Origin of the sequence: Proteus sp. G2673 (genome assembly GCF_009915125.1) — a bacterium.
Taxonomy (GTDB): domain Bacteria; phylum Pseudomonadota; class Gammaproteobacteria; order Enterobacterales; family Enterobacteriaceae; genus Proteus; species Proteus penneri.
The window spans coordinates 101486-121274 of record NZ_JAABLT010000004.1 but is presented as its reverse complement, the minus strand read 5'-3'; the positions used below and the strand labels follow the sequence as shown (position 1 = coordinate 121274).

Annotated in this window: 20 protein-coding genes; 9 read left to right on the top strand and 11 right to left on the bottom strand. The window is 36.4% G+C overall.

Annotation, left to right across the window (positions count from 1 at the left end):
• Positions 1 to 35 precede the first annotated feature (35 nt).
• On the bottom strand, positions 36 to 503 hold the full coding sequence (locus tag GWI59_RS01260) for a DUF2569 domain-containing protein (RefSeq protein ID WP_109848436.1): 468 nt from the start codon (positions 501 to 503) through the stop codon (positions 36 to 38).
• A gap of 132 nt (positions 504 to 635) precedes the next feature.
• Here GWI59_RS01260 and GWI59_RS01255 point away from each other — a divergent pair, with 132 nt between their 5' ends.
• Together GWI59_RS01255 and GWI59_RS01250 are read left to right on the top strand one after the other, a co-directional pair.
• Complete coding sequence (locus GWI59_RS01255) at positions 636 to 1679, top strand: oxidoreductase (protein ID WP_161723839.1); 1044 nt, start codon at positions 636 to 638, stop codon at positions 1677 to 1679.
• Positions 1680 to 1701: 22 nt separating this feature from the next.
• Positions 1702 to 2691 carry a bile acid:sodium symporter family protein gene (locus GWI59_RS01250; protein WP_109400391.1) on the top strand — a complete coding sequence of 330 codons (990 nt, stop codon included), beginning with the start codon at positions 1702 to 1704 and terminating at the stop codon, positions 2689 to 2691.
• 137 nt (positions 2692 to 2828) lie between these two features.
• On the opposite strand, the gene add is transcribed toward GWI59_RS01250, so the two are convergent.
• Positions 2829 to 3830, bottom strand: coding sequence for an adenosine deaminase (add, locus tag GWI59_RS01245; RefSeq protein ID WP_109848439.1), 1002 nt, complete (start codon positions 3828 to 3830; stop codon positions 2829 to 2831).
• Between the two features lie 668 nt (positions 3831 to 4498).
• On the opposite strand from add, the gene GWI59_RS01240 reads away from it, so the two are divergent.
• On the top strand, positions 4499 to 5467 hold the full coding sequence (locus GWI59_RS01240; protein ID WP_006536924.1) for a VWA domain-containing protein: 969 nt from the start codon (positions 4499 to 4501) through the stop codon (positions 5465 to 5467).
• A gap of 91 nt (positions 5468 to 5558) precedes the next feature.
• Here GWI59_RS01240 and GWI59_RS01235 read toward each other — a convergent pair whose 3' ends face one another.
• Entirely contained in the window at positions 5559 to 7250 is a 1692-nt protein-coding gene (locus GWI59_RS01235; protein ID WP_161723836.1) for a YdgA family protein, read from the bottom strand.
• 580 nt (positions 7251 to 7830) lie between these two features.
• On the opposite strand from GWI59_RS01235, the gene fumC reads away from it, so the two are divergent.
• Both fumC and GWI59_RS01225 read left to right on the top strand, forming a co-directional pair.
• A complete protein-coding gene (gene fumC / locus GWI59_RS01230) occupies positions 7831 to 9228 on the top strand; it encodes a class II fumarate hydratase (protein ID WP_006536921.1) in 1398 nt (465 codons plus the stop codon).
• Positions 9229 to 9303: 75 nt separating this feature from the next.
• The gene (locus GWI59_RS01225) at positions 9304 to 9657 is read left to right on the top strand and encodes a hypothetical protein (RefSeq protein ID WP_115065329.1); all 354 of its coding nucleotides are present in this window, start codon (positions 9304 to 9306) and stop codon (positions 9655 to 9657) included.
• An 8-nt stretch (positions 9658 to 9665) separates the two neighbouring features.
• On the opposite strand, the gene tus is transcribed toward GWI59_RS01225, so the two are convergent.
• The 3 genes from tus to GWI59_RS01215 form a co-directional block, all read right to left on the bottom strand.
• Positions 9666 to 10595: a DNA replication terminus site-binding protein gene (gene tus / locus GWI59_RS01220; RefSeq protein WP_161723834.1), complete on the bottom strand. Its 930-nt coding sequence runs from the start codon at positions 10593 to 10595 to the stop codon at positions 9666 to 9668.
• A 176-nt stretch (positions 10596 to 10771) separates the two neighbouring features.
• Entirely contained in the window at positions 10772 to 10942 is a 171-nt protein-coding gene (locus GWI59_RS17360; RefSeq protein WP_202608158.1) for a hypothetical protein, read from the bottom strand.
• A gap of 110 nt (positions 10943 to 11052) precedes the next feature.
• On the bottom strand, positions 11053 to 12336 hold the full coding sequence (locus tag GWI59_RS01215) for an MFS transporter (protein WP_109400397.1): 1284 nt from the start codon (positions 12334 to 12336) through the stop codon (positions 11053 to 11055).
• 125 nt (positions 12337 to 12461) lie between these two features.
• On the opposite strand from GWI59_RS01215, the gene GWI59_RS01210 reads away from it, so the two are divergent.
• The 3 genes from GWI59_RS01210 (at position 12462) to bioD (ending at position 15584) form a co-directional block, all read left to right on the top strand.
• Entirely contained in the window at positions 12462 to 13376 is a 915-nt protein-coding gene (locus GWI59_RS01210; protein WP_006536916.1) for a LysR family transcriptional regulator, read from the top strand.
• Between the two features lie 128 nt (positions 13377 to 13504).
• Positions 13505 to 14716, top strand: coding sequence for a sugar metabolism global transcriptional regulator Mlc (mlc, locus tag GWI59_RS01205; protein WP_109400398.1), 1212 nt, complete (start codon positions 13505 to 13507; stop codon positions 14714 to 14716).
• 196 nt (positions 14717 to 14912) lie between these two features.
• Positions 14913 to 15584, top strand: coding sequence for a dethiobiotin synthase (gene bioD / locus GWI59_RS01200; RefSeq protein WP_072063901.1), 672 nt, complete (start codon positions 14913 to 14915; stop codon positions 15582 to 15584).
• A gap of 268 nt (positions 15585 to 15852) precedes the next feature.
• On the opposite strand, the gene GWI59_RS01195 is transcribed toward bioD, so the two are convergent.
• The 5 genes from GWI59_RS01195 to dhaT form a co-directional block, all read right to left on the bottom strand.
• The gene (locus GWI59_RS01195) at positions 15853 to 16089 is read right to left on the bottom strand and encodes a DUF1161 domain-containing protein (protein ID WP_006536912.1); all 237 of its coding nucleotides are present in this window, start codon (positions 16087 to 16089) and stop codon (positions 15853 to 15855) included.
• A gap of 54 nt (positions 16090 to 16143) precedes the next feature.
• Positions 16144 to 16500 (bottom strand): DUF1283 family protein, encoded by a 357-nt coding sequence (locus GWI59_RS01190; protein WP_006536911.1) that lies wholly within the window; start codon positions 16498 to 16500, stop codon positions 16144 to 16146.
• 100 nt (positions 16501 to 16600) lie between these two features.
• A complete protein-coding gene (ydfG, locus tag GWI59_RS01185) occupies positions 16601 to 17350 on the bottom strand; it encodes a bifunctional NADP-dependent 3-hydroxy acid dehydrogenase/3-hydroxypropionate dehydrogenase YdfG (protein WP_072063902.1) in 750 nt (249 codons plus the stop codon).
• 254 nt (positions 17351 to 17604) lie between these two features.
• The gene (gene osmB, locus GWI59_RS01180; protein ID WP_006536908.1) at positions 17605 to 17826 is read right to left on the bottom strand and encodes an osmotically-inducible lipoprotein OsmB; all 222 of its coding nucleotides are present in this window, start codon (positions 17824 to 17826) and stop codon (positions 17605 to 17607) included.
• Positions 17827 to 17974: 148 nt separating this feature from the next.
• Entirely contained in the window at positions 17975 to 19138 is a 1164-nt protein-coding gene (dhaT, locus tag GWI59_RS01175) for a 1,3-propanediol dehydrogenase (RefSeq protein WP_161671553.1), read from the bottom strand.
• 257 nt (positions 19139 to 19395) lie between these two features.
• Between dhaT and GWI59_RS01170 the strand changes: the two genes are divergently transcribed.
• Positions 19396 to 19731, top strand: coding sequence for a metalloregulator ArsR/SmtB family transcription factor (locus GWI59_RS01170; protein ID WP_006536906.1), 336 nt, complete (start codon positions 19396 to 19398; stop codon positions 19729 to 19731).
• Positions 19732 to 19789 lie beyond the last annotated feature (58 nt).

Genomic DNA, 19789 nt, shown 5'->3' with positions numbered 1-19789 from the left:
CAAGTGTATATAATATCAAGGGTAAAGACGCGAAGTTATCGAACTTGTGTGAAAGTTTCACGCACACGTTTAGAGTACTTGATATAGGGCACAAAGCAGACAGTCGAGAAAACAGACCATAGAAGGGATTGTAATGCTGTTTGGTCATCTACGGGCGCAAAGCCAAAGCTCTTAATTGCTAATAGTAAGTTGATAAGCAACCAAAAAACAAATAGGCGCGGAAAGTTTTTAGCACGATAAAAAAATTGTCTTAGTAGGTAAAGTGTAAAGCTAAACATTACCCATGTTGTTAACGCGGAAAGATACCAGCTTGATATCAAATGAAAAGGAAGCTGGTGGAGGATCGAAAAATCTGAAAAATATTTAATAATATAGAGAACAGACATCAACCCAGAACCAATAACTGACAAGATCATATAAGCCAATGGCGCAAGCAACCACCCGGTAATAGGCGCTTTTCCTGAAAGGTTATTCTGCGTGTTTGCTTTGAGATCAAATTTCATTAATTAATTATTCCTACTCGTATGTATAGAACTAAACGGGATATTATCACAAACTTTGTTATTATTTATTTAACTACAAAAGTGAAAGTGATTTTTGTTAATAAAAAAAGCATATAAAAATAGGATAGGGTTATGGCAATTAAACTCAATGTTGGAATTATCGGGTATGGCTATGCAAGTAAAACTTTTCATGCACCGCTAATAACAACAACCGATGGCTTAAATCTTAGTGCAATTTCAAGTTCTGATGAAAATAAAGTCAGACAAGATTTTCCTCAGATTACGGTTTATGCAGATCCTCAAGCACTTATTAATGATCCCTCAATAGATTTAATCATTATCCCTACACCGAATAATACTCACTATTCACTGGCTTCACAGGCCCTGAAAAAAGGTAAACATGTCATTGTGGATAAACCGTTTACACTGACACTGGAAGAAGCTGAAAAATTGACTCAGCAAGCAACCGATGCTGATAAACTTCTGTCTGTCTTTCATAATCGCCGTTGGGACTCCGGTTTCTTAACAGTTAAAAAACTTTTAGCAGATAAAACACTCGGTGAGATTAGTGCCTATGAAGCGCATTTTGATCGGTTTCGCCCAACCGTGCGTCAACGTTGGCGAGAAGATGCCGGAATGGGGGGCGGGCTTTGGTATGATTTAGCGCCCCATGTTCTTGATCAAGCTGTTTGCCTATTTGGGGAGCCTAAAGCAATTACTGCAGATATTGCTCAATTACGTCCTAATGCAAAAAATGCCGATTATTTTCATGCATTATTAGAATATGACAATCTTAGAGTTGTTCTTCACGCTTCTATGCTCGTCGCATCTCCAACACCTATTTTTGCCATTCATGGAACAAAAGGAAGTTATGTTAAATATGGGTTAGATACCCAAGAAGATGCCTTAAAAGCCGGTTATCTTCCTAATCAAACTTATAATTGGGGAATGGATCATAGTGATGGTGAATTAACAATACTATCAGAGTCTGGTGAATTAGAGACAACGACACTAACTACACTTTCTGGTGATTATCCCGCTTACTATCAACAAATTTATCGTGCAATTACATTGGGTGAAGACAATCCCGTTACGCCAATACAAGCAACAGCCATTATGCGTTTGATTGAAGCTGGCGAAATTTCAAATCGTTTAAAACAAACTATTACGCTATAAGCTAAAGGGAGCGCTAAATCTAATGTCTTGGTGGCAAAAATTAAAACTCGATCCTTTTCTCATGATAATGATTTGTGTGGTGACACTAGCAACGCTACTACCCGCACAAGGCGATATTAAAGTCCTATTCCAATATCTTACGACCGGCGCGATAGCACTGCTGTTCTTTTTGCATGGCGCAAAGCTTTCTCGAGAAGCGATATTGGCAGGGCTTGGGCATTGGCGTTTACATCTTACTGTATTTGCCAGTACTTTTATTCTTTTCCCTATTTTGGGTCTTGGATTACAAGTGATTGTGCCTGAATGGATGTCACCAACTGTCTATATGGGTTTTTTATATCTTTGTGCGTTACCAGCGACGGTGCAATCTGCGATTGCCTTTACTTCTGTGGCTGGGGGAAATGTCGCTGCGGCTATTTGTAGTGCATCTGCATCCAGTATTCTTGGTGTTTTTCTTTCACCGGTATTAGTCGGTTTTTTAATGCAAACGCAAGGCTCTGCGAGTGACTTTGATACTGTCGGTGCTATTCAATCTATTTTACTGCAATTAATGGTGCCTTTTATTATTGGCCATTTATCTCGCCCTTTGATTGGTCGTTGGGTTGATAATCATAAAAAATTAGTTAATAGAACGGATCGCTCGTCTATTTTGCTGGTGGTTTATGTGGCATTTAGTGAGGCAGTTGTTGAAGGGATCTGGCATAAAATTGATGGTTGGTCGCTATTAACGATTGCAGTAGTAAGTTGTATTTTGTTAGCGATTGTGATTTTTGTGAATGTGTACAGTGCAAGGTTGCTTGGTTTTAATAAAGAAGATGAAATCACCATTGTTTTTTGTGGCTCTAAAAAGAGCTTAGCAAATGGTGTACCCATGGCGAATGTATTATTTCCTGCTGCGACTGTTGGAGTAATGTTATTACCACTAATGATATTCCATCAGATCCAATTAATGGTTTGTGCGGTATTAGCACAGCGCTACGCTAATCAAAATAAAGTGACAGAAAAAAAATAAATTTATGCTGATGGTAGTAAATTTAAAGATAATATGAAACTAAACGGTAGTTAATTGAAAAAGCATCTCTCTAATTTAAACTGTTCAATAAACAAGGGCAGTTTAAGACAGATGCTTTTCTATTAAACTATTTTATATTAACGTTGACTGGCTTTTTTAATTAATGCTTCACGTTCTGCTTGGCTAATAAACGCCATTTTTAAACCATTAATTTGAGTTTGGCGAATTTGCTCTGGTGTTAATCCAGCAGCCGGTGCTGCAACGTTATATTCGTGCTTTAATTCAATGCCTTCAACAGCAGGATCATCGGTATTAAGCGATGCAATAATGCCATGCTCTAAGAAGGTTTTTAGAGGATGTTCTGCTAATGAATTGATCGTACTGGTTTGAATATTTGAGGTTAAGCAAGATTCAATACCAATTTGATGCTCTGCGAGATAATCCATTAGACGAGGATCTTCAATAGCCTTAACACCATGACCGATACGACTTGCGCCTAATTCTTTAATTGCGTGCCAGATACTTTCAGCACCCGCCGCTTCACCGGCATGAACAGTAATATTCCAGCCTGTGTCACGAGCACGATTAAAATGAGATTGGAATAAGTGACCCGGAAAACCTAATTCATCACCCGCTAAATCAAGCGCAGTAATTTTATCTTGATGTTTCAACAATCCATTTAATTCTTGTTGGCAAGCATCTTCACCAAAAGTACGGCTTAAAATACCGATTAAACGAATATCTACATCATGTGATTGCAGTGCGCTTTGCACACCATCAACAATGGCTTCCACGACACCTTCAACAGGCAACTGGTGTTTCATTGCCATATAATAAGGAGAGAATCGCAGTTCAGCGTAATCAATACCCGCATTAACCACATCCACCACGTTTTCATAAGCAACACGATGACACGCATCTAAGTCTGCTAAAACCGCCACTCCCCAATCTAATTTTTGTAAGAAGCTCACAAGACTTGGCTCATTTTTTGTAATTTGCACATGAGGACGCAAAGCTTCTAACTCATAAGCAGGGAGTGCAATATTGTGTTGTTTTGCTAAATCTAAAATAGTTTGTGGACGGATATTACCATCTAAATGACGATGTAAATCGGTTAAAGGCAACTGTGTGTCAATCACGTGTTATTTTCCTTTTTAATAGAAATAATGAAAATCTATCGTTTATAGTGATTTTCTTATAATCGGGTAAATATAAATGAGTTGCAGATTATTATGACTGATTTTTATTTTATTCACTAATAAATAAACTTAAATTGGTTATTTTTAAAACTAAAAATACAGTTTTTTCTTAATTTTAAGTTAAAAAATAAAAAATAGAAAAAAGAGGTGTTTATTTATTCGCTACAATATTCAATCTAATTGACGTGTATTATCAGGTAAATTGATACATTAAATATTAATTTGGAAAAGATTTATCATTATAATTGAAATCTCTTATCAGCTACATTGATAGTGTTAAGTGAAAGCGGTGTAAAAACGGCTGAAATATTATTTGATCATGATTTTATTTGATAAATTGTTGTTTATATTGGTTTGAGATGATTTTCAGACAAAGAATAAAAAATTATTTCTATAAAAATAATAAAGTTAATTTATATTTGAGTTTATTTATAGAAAATAAAATGGAACTAAAAAATAGAACATCTCTTTTATTAAATAAGGATTAAATGATAGGTGATTATTGCCATAATAGGTTGCTGTGAACTAGATGTATTTAGCTGAATATAATTATTTACACAATGATTTTTTAATAGATCTCTATTTGTTTAAAGTTAAGGAAAATAAATATGAATGAGAATTCTGATTTTAGTTTTGAAAATAAAAATAATAAAATAAAAGACCAATTAATGTCCCAAATACTTCCACCTTCATCCTCAAATAATCTTACTTATGGATCACAAGTCGTTACTGGTGATGGTATGATTGCGTTAGATTTAGTTGTCGTGATTGATACCAGCGGTTCAATGTCTGATGAATCGTCGGATTTAAGTAAAGAAGTGGATGATGCAATACAAGCTGCACTTGAAAAATGTCCATCAAAACTGAGAGTGACCTTTTTAGGTATAGAAGGTACATGGGATGATACTAAATTTGATCAATCAGCTAGTGACTATTTAAAAGCTCTAGGGGTTCCTGAAAATCGTTTACAGGCAAGAAAACCCTTTAAAGAGGCTGATGGGCGTGATCATGCGGGCAATAAAGAGGATTTGTGTCGTGCAGTGATTGATTTAAGTAAGTATTTTGATTGGCGTGACGGTGCTCGTCGCGCTATTTTTGTGTTGGGTGATGAAGGGATGGAAGGAGGAGGTGGTGTTCTTACAAATGATGCAGTTAGAAAGAATGATGAAGCTATCTCTGTAGCTCAGAACGAAAAAGTTAAAGTCTATACCTATCAAGGGACACCTGACGATAAGATAACGAATTTAGATCGTTTCCCAAGTATTGCTGATAGAGATAGTATTACAAAAGAATATGAGCGCTTAGCAAAACAGACAGGAGGGCGTTCATATATCTATACTACAGGCATTGCACAGTTCTCATTAGTATTACAAGAAATACTCTGCGATAGCTTGACGTTACCGAATATTCCTAAGCCGGATGAAAAAACATCTAACTGTAGTCAGATCTGCGCACAACTCACTTCTATTATTTCAACCGTAAATACTCTTGCGGGAATAATTAATAAAACTATTGATTCTTGTTGTAAAGAGGAATGGAGTAATCACCATATTCCAGCTAAAGATCGCGATTGTTAATTAAAACACGATGTTAAAAAATACCCCATTATGTTATTCACAAATGGGGTATTTATTGTTTTAACGACTGAGCGTTCGAACAAAAAGTTAATTATTGAGCTTGTACAGGTTGCTCAGGAATTAAAATATCTTGTTCTTCGATAATGGCTGGATCTTCTGTCATTTCTTCTTGATAACCTTCTTCTGAATAATCAGAATCATCGTAATCATAAGATGATGCGCCCATACCGAATAACATAGCTGCTAAACCTAACATTTGTGGAGCTTGGGTTACTTCCATAAACTCATCAAAAGTATAAGTTTTACCATTCATGGTAAATTTATCTGCCGCATAGTTCAGTTTCATGCTTAATGCTTTACCATCTTGTGCAAGTAGCATCAGAGGTAATGCATCTTTCTCATCTTGAGAAATTTGGTTGATATTTTGCTGTAATTCAGTTTTTAATTGTTCAATATCTGTTGCTGTTGCTGCTTCGATCTCTTTTTTCTCTTCATCTGTCAATGCGGTTTCTTGGTAACGAGCAGCATCAAGATATTGAGTGGTGTTACGGAATTCAGCTAACATTGGAAGAGATAAATCAATATTGAAATCGATGTTTTTAAACAGATAGTTAAATAACTCTGCTGGTGATTTCTCTTGGTTTTCTAATGTTTTAACGTTAAAAGCATTTAAGTCTAAGTTAAAGGTTAACTTACTTGCACCACTTTTATTGGTTAAAGAAGCTTCATCAATACGGAAAACTAAGCCTTTTTCTAGAACATCACGAACGGCTTGTTCAACCATTTCAGAATTGTCGAAATGATTTTTATTCCATGGCAATAATGAGTTGTTATAAACTTTGGTTAATAACAACATTGCATCTGGATCAGCTTTATCAATTGAATAGCCAAATTTACCAGCACCAAATTCTAGTCCTGCAACATTCAGTGACTTAAAGTAATAAGTTTGAGAAATGTTAAAAAGCTTATCTTTGATATCACTTTTGGTTGTCAGAGAAAAATCTTTCAGTGAGAAATCCGATGCTTTTTCTTTGCTGGTATGTGTAATTTCAGCAAAACTTAATAACTGCTCATTAAATAAATATTGATCGTTGTTAACTTTAGTTCCAGCAACAGAACCTGCAATATTTTTAATTGTGAAAGTTTCTTCACCATCTTTAGTGACAACAACTTGATCACCTTTTACGGCGGTAGTGAAGTTGGTTGCAGTTTTATCTGATGAGAATTCAATTGTTAATGGTGTTGTTTTAACTGTGCCACCGTTTTCAGCGAAATCGATAGGATTTAGTTTAGCTTCACCTGATACTGCACCATCAAAAGCTAAAGATGTATGGATATTAAAAAGAGATTTATCTTTAGTCAGCTTGAATAATTCTTTAGTTGTATCATTGTTGACCAACGTATTATTCATGGCCGCTAATTTTGGTACTAAATTAAATCTAGCCAAATCAGAAAGAGGGAATGGACCGTGATCAATATCAGTAGTGAAGATAATCTCTTCTACTTTTTTATCCTGGTCTTCAACAATTTCACTAGCATCTTTTGAAATCACGACAGCAAAGTCTGCATTAGAGGTGAATACCCCTTTTTTATAGTCACGAATTTCAAGTTTAATATCAGCGCCAAATTGTGCATTTTTAGCAAGTTGCGCTAGTTGGACATTTGCTAGTTTCGTTTCTTCCTGTAAGCGACTTTCAATTTTGCTGCCCATGTACCACGACGCACCAGTCCAAACAACACCTAGTGCGACGATAACACCAACAGCGACAAGCGATTTCTTCATAATTCTAGTCCATCCTCTGTGTACATCTGGCGATGTACGTTATAAAGGCTGTTTTGTAACCCTTAAACAACCCGATAAATTGGTGATAAATTTTACTAAATTTAAATATAGATAATCCACATATATACATCGCCACCTATATTAACTGTAAATATAGATTTAGTGGAATAAAATCGCAATCAGAACTTACTTAGTTACTCGCTAACATAATGAGTTTAAAGCAAAATGGATATGATTTATAAGATAATTCAAATAATCATTAAAACTCTCTTTTTTTACTCATTTTTCGATTTGGACAATATTTAATTGTGATGTGATTCTATTTATGATGAATAATAAAGGCTCATAATAAGTATGGATATAAATATGAAAGCTTAAATAATAACATTGACAATAAAATAAGATTGCTAATCGTACTTTTCCCAAAAAATCAACAGATTTCATTCTGTTATAAATTTCATAAGCTCGCTTTAGCTCTCATATTTATTATTCTGTTTATGGCATGATACTGGTATCCGAGTTATTTACTAGAAAGTGATTCGGAATTAATCAATTATTCTGTGTACTTAAGGAGATTGAAATGGCAGCCACTCGCATTGAAAAAGACTCAATGGGACAAATCGAAGTACCAGCTGACCAGTTATGGGGAGCTCAAACGCAGCGTTCTCTTGAACACTTCCGTATTTCAGTTGAAAAAATGCCTGTTGCACTTATCCATGCGCTTGCTCTCACGAAGAAAGCAGCCGCAGGTGTTAACATGGATTTAGGTTTATTACCCAAAGAGCGCGCTGATGCAATTATCGCAGCTGCAGACGAAGTGCTTGCAGGTAAACACCCAACTGAATTCCCATTAGCAATCTGGCAGACCGGTTCTGGCACTCAATCAAACATGAATATGAATGAAGTGTTAGCTAACCGTGGTAGTGAGATACTTGGTGGTATCCGTGGCATGGAGCGCAAAATCCATCCGAATGATGATGTTAATAAAAGTCAAAGTTCAAATGATGTGTTTCCAACTGCCATGCATGTCGCTGCTGTTATTGCATTACGTCAGGATTTATTGCCAGAATTAAAATCACTGCTGAAAGTATTCAAAGAGAAAGCAGAAGCTTTCCATGACATCGTTAAAATTGGTCGTACTCACCTGCAAGATGCGACACCCCTGACATTAGGCCAAGAGATCTCTGGTTGGGCTGCTATGCTTGAACATAGCATCAAACATATCGATGACTCAGTTCCTCATGTTTGTGAATTAGCGCTAGGTGGTACAGCAGTAGGTACGGGATTAAATACCCATCCAGAATATGCTGTGCGTGTTGCTAAGCGCATCGCTGAATTATCAGGTCAGCCTTTTGTAACAGCACCTAATAAATTTGAAGCATTAGCAACTTGTGATGCATTAGTTCATGCTCATGGTGCATTAAAAGGTTTAGCGGCATCATTAATGAAGATTGCTAATGACGTACGTTGGTTAGCTTCTGGCCCTCGTTGTGGTATTGGTGAAATCTCGATCCCAGAAAACGAACCCGGTAGTTCAATCATGCCAGGCAAAGTTAACCCAACACAATGTGAAGCATTAACAATGTTATGTGCTCAAGTAATGGGTAATGATGTTGCAATTAATATTGGTGGTGCATCGGGTAACTTTGAACTGAACGTTTATCGTCCAATGATCATTGATAATTTCTTACAATCAGTGCGTTTACTGGCTGATGGTATGCGTAGTTTCAATGAGCACTGTGCAATTGGCATTGAGCCAAACCGTGAACGTATCAATAAACTACTGCACGAATCATTAATGTTAGTTACTGCGTTAAATACTCATATTGGTTACGATAAAGCCGCTGAAATTGCGAAGAAAGCGCATAAAGAAGGCTTAACGCTAAAAGAATCTGCATTGAAACTGAATTACCTGACATCGGAAGAATTCGATAGCTGGGTACGTCCAGAAGATATGGTTGGTAGCATGAAAAAATAAGTGTTAAACACACTTATTTAACCGATATTAAATCCCGCTATCATGGCGGGATTTTTAGATCTTATAGGAAAAATAATGATTGAAGAAATTAGGTTTACAGCGACAGAAGTGAATTGCTATGTCGAAGATGATGTCACCATTATTGGAATAGGGGATGATGTAGTTTCTCCTGATCATTTCATTATCCTTTCAAGATTTGATGAAGAAGATATAGATAATTCAATTGGTTTAATGACTCATTTATCTGATATTGAAGCCATTAATACGCTCGTAAAAATTACTCTTGATCGAAAAAATATTACCCTTACATTAAAAAACAATGTGGTAATAACAATCTATTTAGATATTGAAGACAATCACTTTATTCAGCTTAATGATTATCTTCAGCAAATTCTTCAAGGAAGCTCAATTAAACTTATTGAAAAATAAGACATCCTCTACTTTTCAAGATACAAATGCATTCTTGGAATAATTAATTGTAGCTTTTTAGCTTTAGGGCGATGGCGAATTTGAATGTTATCGGCATCATAATCAGGTAGTTCGCCAATAATCGGTTTAAAATCGTTCTCTTTATCAATATAGAAAGCTAATAAAGGCAAGGGGCATGCATATTGCACTTGTTTTTGAAGTTCTGAATACCAAACGCGCGCAATAGGTTGTACTTTTACGGGGCGCTTTATCTTTAATTTTGCATTTTCAGGTAATTGGGAAAGGGTGATGATCTCTTTGTCCAGACGTTCAGCCCATTGTTCACTGGTATAAGGTGGAACGGCACGATTAGCCTCACGGCTTTTTTCTAATTGAGCTAATACCTCATTACGCGTTAAATTTTTAATAATATTCTTATTCGCCCAACCAAAACGAACAGTATCTGGATCAGATAGCAGGGTGAGGGTACGATAAGCATTGAGCGTAATTAAGCCTTTTAATTGATTATGGACGAAATCAAAGCGTTCTTCTTTCGATATACCTGACTCTTTAGTAACAATATCAGAAAGCTGTTTTTTTAATAAATTAATTTGCTCAACTTGTTTTTTTACAGATTTAAATGTTTGGTTATTGGTACTAAAGCAAAGCACACCAGGTAAACGAATAGCGCGTTTACTACTGATATGTGGGGCATTATCATAAATAAACAGGTTGGCAATAAGTTTTAAGGTAAGATTCAATGCATCTTCGTTGTAGCTTGGTGACACTGTAACATAAGCAATTTCATCATGTTCTTCTTCTTTACTCACATCGGGTAATTCAAATACAGCAGAAGGTAATAAAGTCAGCTTTCTAAGCGAAGTCGACAAAGCCTCAATCTCTGTTTCTAACAATTTAAAGCAACGGTTAAATTGCTCGATTAAATCATATTTGTTCACTTTCATATCCTTATTTAGTTACAACATACAATTAGCCTTTATTTAAAACAATACATCAGCTTCAGAAGAAAATACATTGCTTAATAGAGATAAATGCCAAAAATACGGTATACTGTTTATTTATACAGTATACCGTAAAAAGGGCATATTAGGATGGTGTTTTTCCTAAAAAGAGATTATTTGATGGTTTTTAAATCAAAAACGGTCTGTTTTTCACTCTGTCGTGCTAATGGATCATGAGTAACATCACAATCTGGTTTTGTTGGTGGACAGTGTTCTGCAAACGTACTCGTAAGAGAGGTAAAAAAAAGAAATGACAGAGTAAAGGATAGTTTTATAATAGACATAATCATTGTTCCTTCTTAAAGAATAAGTTTATACCTTAAGAAAGGAGTGCAAAATCGACAACATTAAACCGTATTAATCTGCTTTTGCACTTTATTCATTATCAATAAATTTATTGGGCAACTTTGTTTAAGTGTAATGCTATTAATAAGGCTGTTAACATTAAAATGGCGATAAATAATCCTACACCAAGCCAACCGAAACTCACCCAGAATAATCCACCTACGGTACCTGCAAGACTAGAGCCTGCGTAGTAAGTAAAAAGATAAAGGGAAGAGGCTTGGGCTCGTCCTCGTTTTGCACGACGACCAACCCAACTACTTGCGACAGCATGTGCCGCAAAGAAACCTGTTGTTAAGATAAGCATCCCAATAAAAATAACGGGCAGTGATTCAATTAAGGTAATCAATATGCCAATTAACATCATTGAAATGCCTGCAATAAAGACCTTGCCTAAACCGTATTTAGTGGTTAATAAACCCGCCTTAGATGCGCTATAAGTACCACTTAAATAGACGATAGAAATCAGCCCTACTGTGGTTTGACTTAATGAATAAGGTGCATCTAATAAACGATAGCCAATATAGTTAAATAAAGTAACAAAACCGCCCATTAATAAACCACCTTCAATAAATAACAAAGGCAGCCCTTTATCTCTAAAATGCAATTTAGTGGTAATAAGAAGATTACGAGGCTTTAATGCTGTCGGTCTAAAGTGCTGTGAAGCAGGTAATATCTTCCAGAAAGTAATCGCAGCAAAAAGGGCAAAAATACCGAGAATAACGACAGATAGACGCCAAGAATAATAATCACTTAATACCCCAGTAATGACACGACCACTCATCCCACCAATAGAGTTGCCACTAATATATAACCCCATTGATAGAGCTAAGTAGGCCGGATGGATCTCTTCGCTTAAATAAGTCATTGCCACCGCAGCAACACCACTTAATGACAGTCCAACTAAAGCTCGCGTAATTAAAATACCTGTCCAGCTATTCATGGTTGCACTTAATAATGTAAAAAATGCGGCACAAAACAGTGCGATAACCATAACATTTTTACGCCCAAAAGCGTCTGAAAGTGGTCCGGTGATTAATAAACCACATGCCATTAAAGCGGTTGAAAGTGAGAGCGCTAGACTACTGGTTGCTGGACTAATAGAAAATTCGTTAGATAGCACTGGCAATATGGGTTGCACAAAATAGAGTAAAGCGAATGTCGCTAAACCGACCATAAAAAATGACACTGTCACTTTTATGTACAGTGCATCATCACGCTGAATATAGTGTTTAGGATTAGATTGGCGATGAGCAGGCTTTTCTATACTTGATGTATTGTCTGAAATATCAGTGCCTAAGCTCATACTTTTACTGTCTATTTCGTGAGTGTCCATATTGATTAAACTTCCATTACTTAAATTTGATTTATGTCAATGTTAAAAATATTTGATTTTTTTGTCTAATATATTAATTATTAGAAATAAGACTTTTAAAGTATCAATAATAATATGAGAAAAATATGAATATTGAACTTAGGCATTTACGTTATTTTATTGCTGTTGCAGAAGAGCTTCACTTTGGCAAAGCAGCCGAAAGATTAAATATTTCGCAACCACCGCTGAGCCAACAAATACAAGCACTTGAAAGTGAAATCGGCGCTAGACTCTTAGAACGAACTAACCGTTCTGTTTCGTTAACACCCGCAGGACAAATGTTTTTAAAAGAGTCATATCAAATAATGGCGCAGGTTAACGCAGCCACAACGCGCGCCGCTAGAATGGAAAAGGGTGAGTTAGGTGAGATTTCAATTGGTTTTACTTCAACAACGCCTTTTATGCATTTAGTCACCTTAAGTTTGCGGCAGTTTAGAGAAAATTACCCAGAGGTCGGTATTCATATGCATCAAATGAATACAAAACAACAGATATCACCGTTACTGACTGGGCGTATTGATCTTGGGATCATGCGAAACACGACATTACCCGAAAATTTGCACCACCAGCTATTATTTCGTGAGCCTTTTATTTTGGCGGTTTATGAAGGGCATCCTCTGCTTGCTTACAAAGAAACGGGAGTCAATATTCACGATATTGGACAATATCCTTTTGTTTTCTTTGAAAGAGATGTCGGTACAGCACTTTATGATGAGATCATTCAACTACTTAGTCTGTCAGGAATTACGCCAACTATTGCACAAGAAGCGGGTGAAGCCATGACGATTTTAGGATTAGTTGCCGCTGGGCTTGGTATTTCCATTGTGACAAAATCATTTACGCGAATGAAAGTTGATGGGGTGCATTATCTACATTTTGCCAATTCTCAAGCGTTCTCTGAAGTTTGGTTAGTTTCACATAATAAACGTGCTATACCCGCAGCGGCGAATCGATTAACGCAATTACTGCTAAAAAATATCCTAGATCACCAAAAATCTTGATTTATCTGTGTTTTTGATCACGATTTTTATGTAAGTATTGTACAATTATCACAAATTGACGACATAATCGGTAATGAATTATTTGGAGCCTCGAATTAATTATGGCTCTTTAATTAAGGAAGCATTCAATGGGGAACCAACCTAGCCACATCGATCACGTAAAACAATTTAATCTTGGCACAGTCTTTCGTTTGATTGATGAACATGGTCCCATTTCGCGTATTTCATTGTCGAAAAAGGCAGAGCTTGCACCAGCAAGTATTACTAAGATCACGCGAGAATTAGTTGAAGCGCATCTTATTCATGAAACGGAGTTTCCAGATGTAGGATTTCGTGGCAGACCTGCAGTTGGATTAAAATTAGAAAGTCAGGGCTGGCAATTTCTCTGTATCCGCGTCAATAAAGGTAACTTGCTTTTTAGTTTAAGAGAATTAGACAGCAAACTGGTTACTGAAGATACGTTTGATTTTCCCAAAGAATATAGCGATGATTTTCTTAATCACTTTTTAGTTGCAATTGATAAATTCTTTGAACGTTATCAATCTCATGTTGAAAGACTGACGGCCATTAGCATTACAATGAATGCCATTGTTGATCCCATTAGTGGTGTTATTTATAGCTCGCCTTATTATGATATTAAAGACATACCACTTGCTGATAAAATCCATGAAAAAACAGGTGTCTCTGTATTTTTACAGCACAGCGTAACCGCATGGACAATGGCCGAATATTTATATGGTGCGGCAAAAAACAATTTAGACGTTCTACAAATTGTTATCGATGATATTGTTGGTGCTGGCGTGATAAGCAATGGAAAAACATTACATTCTCACAGTCACAGTGCGGTTGAAATTGGACACACTAAAGTCATCGACTCTGAAAATAGTTGCTATTGTGGGGCGAAGGGATGTTTAGAAACCGAAATTGCTATACCTCAATTAATTAAGAAAGCTCAATTATTAGCACAAGAAGATCCCACTTCGTTGCTAAACAAATATCCTATTACTGTTGAGACATTGTGTGATGCAATATTAGTTGGCGATAAATCAGCGCTAGAAATTGTTAATTTAGTCGCTCAGCGATTAGGTTTTATTTTGGCTGTGATGATTAATATCTTTAATCCACAAAAAATATTAATAGGTTCACCGCTTTGTCGCGCTAAATCTATTCTTTTTCCTTTGATCTTGAACCAAATTCAACAGCATGTCATGCCACGTTATGCTCAGTCTTTAACTATTGAAGAAACAGAATTAAGAAACAAAGGTACTTTACCAGCGGCCTCATTAGTGAAAGAGGCCCTGTACAATGGTTCTTTGTTAATTGAATTGATGCAAGGCTAAATGAAGTGTAAAAAATCGTAACAGAAGTGTTTTGCAAGCGTAAATACCCCAATTGATCATTAACGAATTCTCTATTTTCGACCAATTAACTAAAAAATTGAGCTATCTCAAGCCACCAGAAACAGTGTTACCCTAAACTCTAATCTCTGTCATTTTTTATGAACCTGATTTATCTGTCATAACGGAAGTAAATTATATGTTAACACGCTTTTTTGTTACGGGGACAGATACCAACGTGGGTAAAACTGTTGTAACCCGAGCACTTCTTCAGTCAATAAATCGTGGCGGGTCAACGGCAGTGGGTTATAAGCCTATTGCAACAGAATTGCATGAAACGGCTGAAGGTGAACGTAATCGTGATGCTATGATTATTCATAATTCATCGCCAGTTGAAGTTCGCTACGACGAAATTAATCCTATTTTGCTTGATAATTGTTATATTAGTGAAAATGAAATTGATTTTAATAAAATTTCAAATGAACTCGACAATTTAAGTAAAAAAGCAGAGTGTGTTGTTATCGAGGGTAATGGTGGTTGGCGTTATTTACTTGATGATAATACCTTTTATTCTGATTGGGTGGTGAAAGAACAAATCCCAGTCGTTTTGGTTGTTGGTATTCAACCAGGCTGTGTCAATCACTCAATATTAACTGCGCAATCTATTATTAATGATGGTGTAAAATTAGTAGGTTGGGTTGCGAACAGAATAAATCCAGGATTACCTTATTACGCGAAAATTGTGGAAAGGCTGTCTCAGCATATTCCTGCACCGTTGATTGGTGAAATCCCGTATTTGTTACGTCCTGAAGAACGTGATCTCTCTTGTTACCTCGATTTAAGTCAGTTAGAAATCGCGGTACCTGCTTAAGAGAGAAGATAAATAAGTAATCAAGTGGATTGCTATCAGTTTTTAAACGATACCAAACTTGTTACTTTTAAGCGCCTGATGAGTAAATTCATTGGGTGTTTTTGTTTTTTCTGATTTAGTCTCAAATATAGCTAATGATAAAAATGACACATAAAGTTAAGGCTAAATAATATAGAATGAATTAGATAACATGTTGATAAATAGTGACAAAGAGAAAGGGCGCTAATATTGCGCCCTTTTTTAATCACAAGATTTTATTAACTATAGATTAATGACGGGTATAGATGATTTTCTTGCTATCATTTTCACAAGTTCCGACAACTTTACCTTCTGTTTGTGCTACTTGGTCGTTTTCAACGACAGTTAAAGTAAAGTTAGCGGCTGGCACACCATTATTAATGATTTTTTGTTGAATAGACTCAACGACTTCATCACAACCTGCATTCGCAGCTAAAGGTACAAACGCAACCAGTGCGGTCATTACAGCAAATACATATTTTTTCATATTATTCTCTCCTTGTTTTAGCGGGCAAAAACATCACTGTTTTACACTATTTACTTACGGGTTAACAGGGCGACCAGTATTACTGTCTAAACAACGACGCGTTTCTGATTCCCAATATGCATAGATATTTGTGCTTTTCAGACAAGCATCTCGCTCATCAATGGCTTTATCTACTTTATTAAATTCGATTTTTTCCCGCTGATTGATTTGGGTACGAAGTTCACGCTTTTGATCCCAATCTTCTTTCATTTGTCGAGCTTGTTCTTTATCTAAAACATTGTCATAGCCATCGCCATTAATGGTTACATTAGTCGAAGCGGCAACAGAAGAAAAAGAAGACACTGATAAACCAAGAAATAAAGAGAACATCATGGTTCTGATGGCTTGTTTCTTAGTTAGTGTGTTTATCATGGTTGCTATCCTCTAAAGTTATGTAGCTATTACTCTCAATGACGATTATATCTTAATAATTATAGCTGATACCTTAATAAAAAATGTGTTTTCAGTGTGTTTAATTTTGACGATGGACACTTAACCCTGCAAATGACTGACTCACTGGCATCATTTCTAGCGTATTGATATTCACATGAGCAGGTAATGTTGCTGTCCAATATACCGCTTCAGCCACATCTTCAGGTGTTAACGCATTTGCATTAGCATAAGTCTGTTCAACTTTATCATTATCACCTTTAAAACGAATTAATGAAAATTCTGTACCACCGACCAGTCCCGGCTCAATATCGGTCACGCGGACTTTTTTACCTTGGAGATCAGCACGTAATCCTAAACTAAATTGCTTAACAAAGGCTTTAGTGGCGCCATAAACATTACCACCTAGATAAGGCCAAGACGCTGCTGTTGAGCTGATATTAATAACATGACCTTTGTTTCTTTCGACCATAAAAGGAAGAATAGCACGAGTGACATGAACTAAACCTTTATTGTTTGTCTCGATCATTGTATCCCAGTCATCAAGGCTTGCTTTATCAGCGGTATTTAAACCTAAGGCTAAGCCAGCATTATTGACTAATACATCAATTTCATGCCATTTTTCAGGTAATTGCTTGAAAATCTCACTAACGGCTTTTTTATCAGTAACATCTAACTGCAATGGATAAAATTGTTCACCTAGCTCTTTATGTAAGCTATTAAGTTTATCCAAACGACGAGCAGTACCAATAACTTTATGTCCATGGCTGATAAAATGACGAGCAATGGCTTCACCAAAGCCAGCAGAAGCACCCGTGATAAAAATAATCATTTAATTTCCCCTCAATAGTTATAATAATTGAAAGTAAAAGGCTATCACTAGAAAGAGTCAAGTTTAAAACGCGGCTTTGAGATAAATCAGGCTAAAAATCAGCTCGTTTTCTTATATGAAAGATTTTTATCTTTAATAATAAATAAGATTTTTGTTTTAAACTGCAATATAAGAAGGGGAAGATAGGGCAATTAACGACTCGGAGACTGGGTTTATTGAGAAAAACCCAGCCTAGTTGAATAAGGCAATGTCAGTTATTTTTTACCGACTTGATGGCCAATAACGCCACCTAAGACACCACCGCCAATGGTACCTAATGCGCTACCATCTGTTAAAATAGCACCACCGATAGCACCTGCGCCAGCGCCAATTGCTGTATTACGGTCGCGTTTTGTCATGCTAGAACAGCCCGCAAGTGAAAAAAGCAGAACAGAAGCGACACACAGTGTTCCAATCTTTTTTAACGTGATATTCATTTTTATAAACTCCGATATAAAGGACAATATAAAAATAAACCTATCGTATTTATACTAGGATCGGAATATTCGGGAACAACGGAGAGAAAATTCTTAAATTAACCCACATTATAGTGGGTTAATGTTTATTGGTGTTTCTTTTAAAAAATTAGAATGCTTGACGGAAAATTTCAATGATCTCTTTTTCATTACCTTTACGAGGATTAGAGAATGCATTACCGTCTTTAAGTGCCATTTCCGCCATATATGGGAAATCAGATTCTTTCACACCCAACTCACCTAAATGTTGCGGAATACCGATATCCGCAGAGAGGCGAGCGATAGCCGCAATAGCACGTTCAGCTGCATCCATGACGGATAAACCTGCGACATTTTCCCCCATAAATTCAGCAATATCAGCAAATTTTTCTGGATTCGCGATCAGGTTATAACGTAATACATGTGGGAGTAATACGGCATTGGCCACACCATGAGGCATATCATATAAGCCACCTAATTGGTGAGCCATTGCATGCACGTAACCAAGGTTAGCGTTATTAAATGCCATTCCTGCTAAAAGAGAAGCATAAGCCATATTTTCACGAGCTTTTAGGTTTGTCCCCAAGGCTACGGCTTGGCGTAAATTCCGAGAAATCAAACGGATAGCTTGAATAGCTGAAGCATCAGTGACAGGGTTAGCATCTTTAGAAATATAAGCTTCAACCGCATGAGTTAGCGCATCCATACCTGTTGCTGCAGTCAGTCCGGCGGGTTTGCCAATCATCAGCAATGGATCGTTAATAGAAACAGAAGGGAGGTTACGCCAACTCACAATAACAAATTTAACTTTAGTTTTTGTATTGGTCAGAACACAGTGGCGAGTGACTTCACTTGCTGTACCAGCAGTTGTATTCACTGCAATAATCGGTGGAAGTGGGTTTGTTAGTGTTTCAATACCGGCATAATTATAAAGGTCACCTTCATGAGTGGCTGCAATACCGATACCTTTACCACAGTCGTGTGGACTGCCACCTCCCACTGTAATTATCATGTCGCATTGTTCTTTGCGGAACATTGCAAGGCCTTCAAGCACATTCGTGTCTTTGGGATTAGGTTCAGTACCATCAAATACGGCAACATCAATACCCGCTTCTTTTAGATAACTGATAGTTTTATCTACGGCACCATCTTTTATCGCTCGTAGGCCTTTATCTGTCACCAATAGGGCTTTTTTACCGCCTAATAATTTGCAACGTTCGCCAACAACAGAGATAGCACCAGGACCAAAAAAGTTAACATTCGGTACCAAGTAATCAAATATACGATAGCTCATGATAAACCTTCCAATATCAGATTATTATTAAAATAAATTAAAGTATTAGTGCATTCTCACCTCGTTGATTATTAAGTCAAGGAAGTCGCTCACCAATGAGATGAATCGATTCATTTAACGTTGGTTCATTTGATATAAGTCAACGGGATATGCTTATTTGATGATGTGAGGTTAAGAAAATAACCATTCTAACATATATGGTTTGACAGATTTATATTCTGGGAGTACGTTAGAATTTCTTAAAGAAAGGAGCAAATATGGAACCGTTGCAATTATTTAAGGTATTAAGTGATCAAACAAGGCTAGATATTGTGTTGCTACTTAAAGCATCTGGCGAATTGTGTGTTTGTGACATTTATACAGCGCTAAATTTATCCCAACCGAAAACTTCTCGCCATCTAGCTATGTTGCGAGAAAGTGGACTATTACTTGATTCTAAACACGGGAAATGGGTTCATTATCGTTTGTCTCCTACATTGTTGCCGTGGGTGAAAAATATCATTGAAGTCACCTATGAGACTGAGAAAAATAAAATAGCAGATTTACTTCAATCTATTGAAAAGAAGGGGGCTGTGAGTTGTTGCCCTGAATAAAATTTTTTAACTTAATATATATGAAAAAGCAGATGTGAAAAGTTAGAGGAAGAGTCTT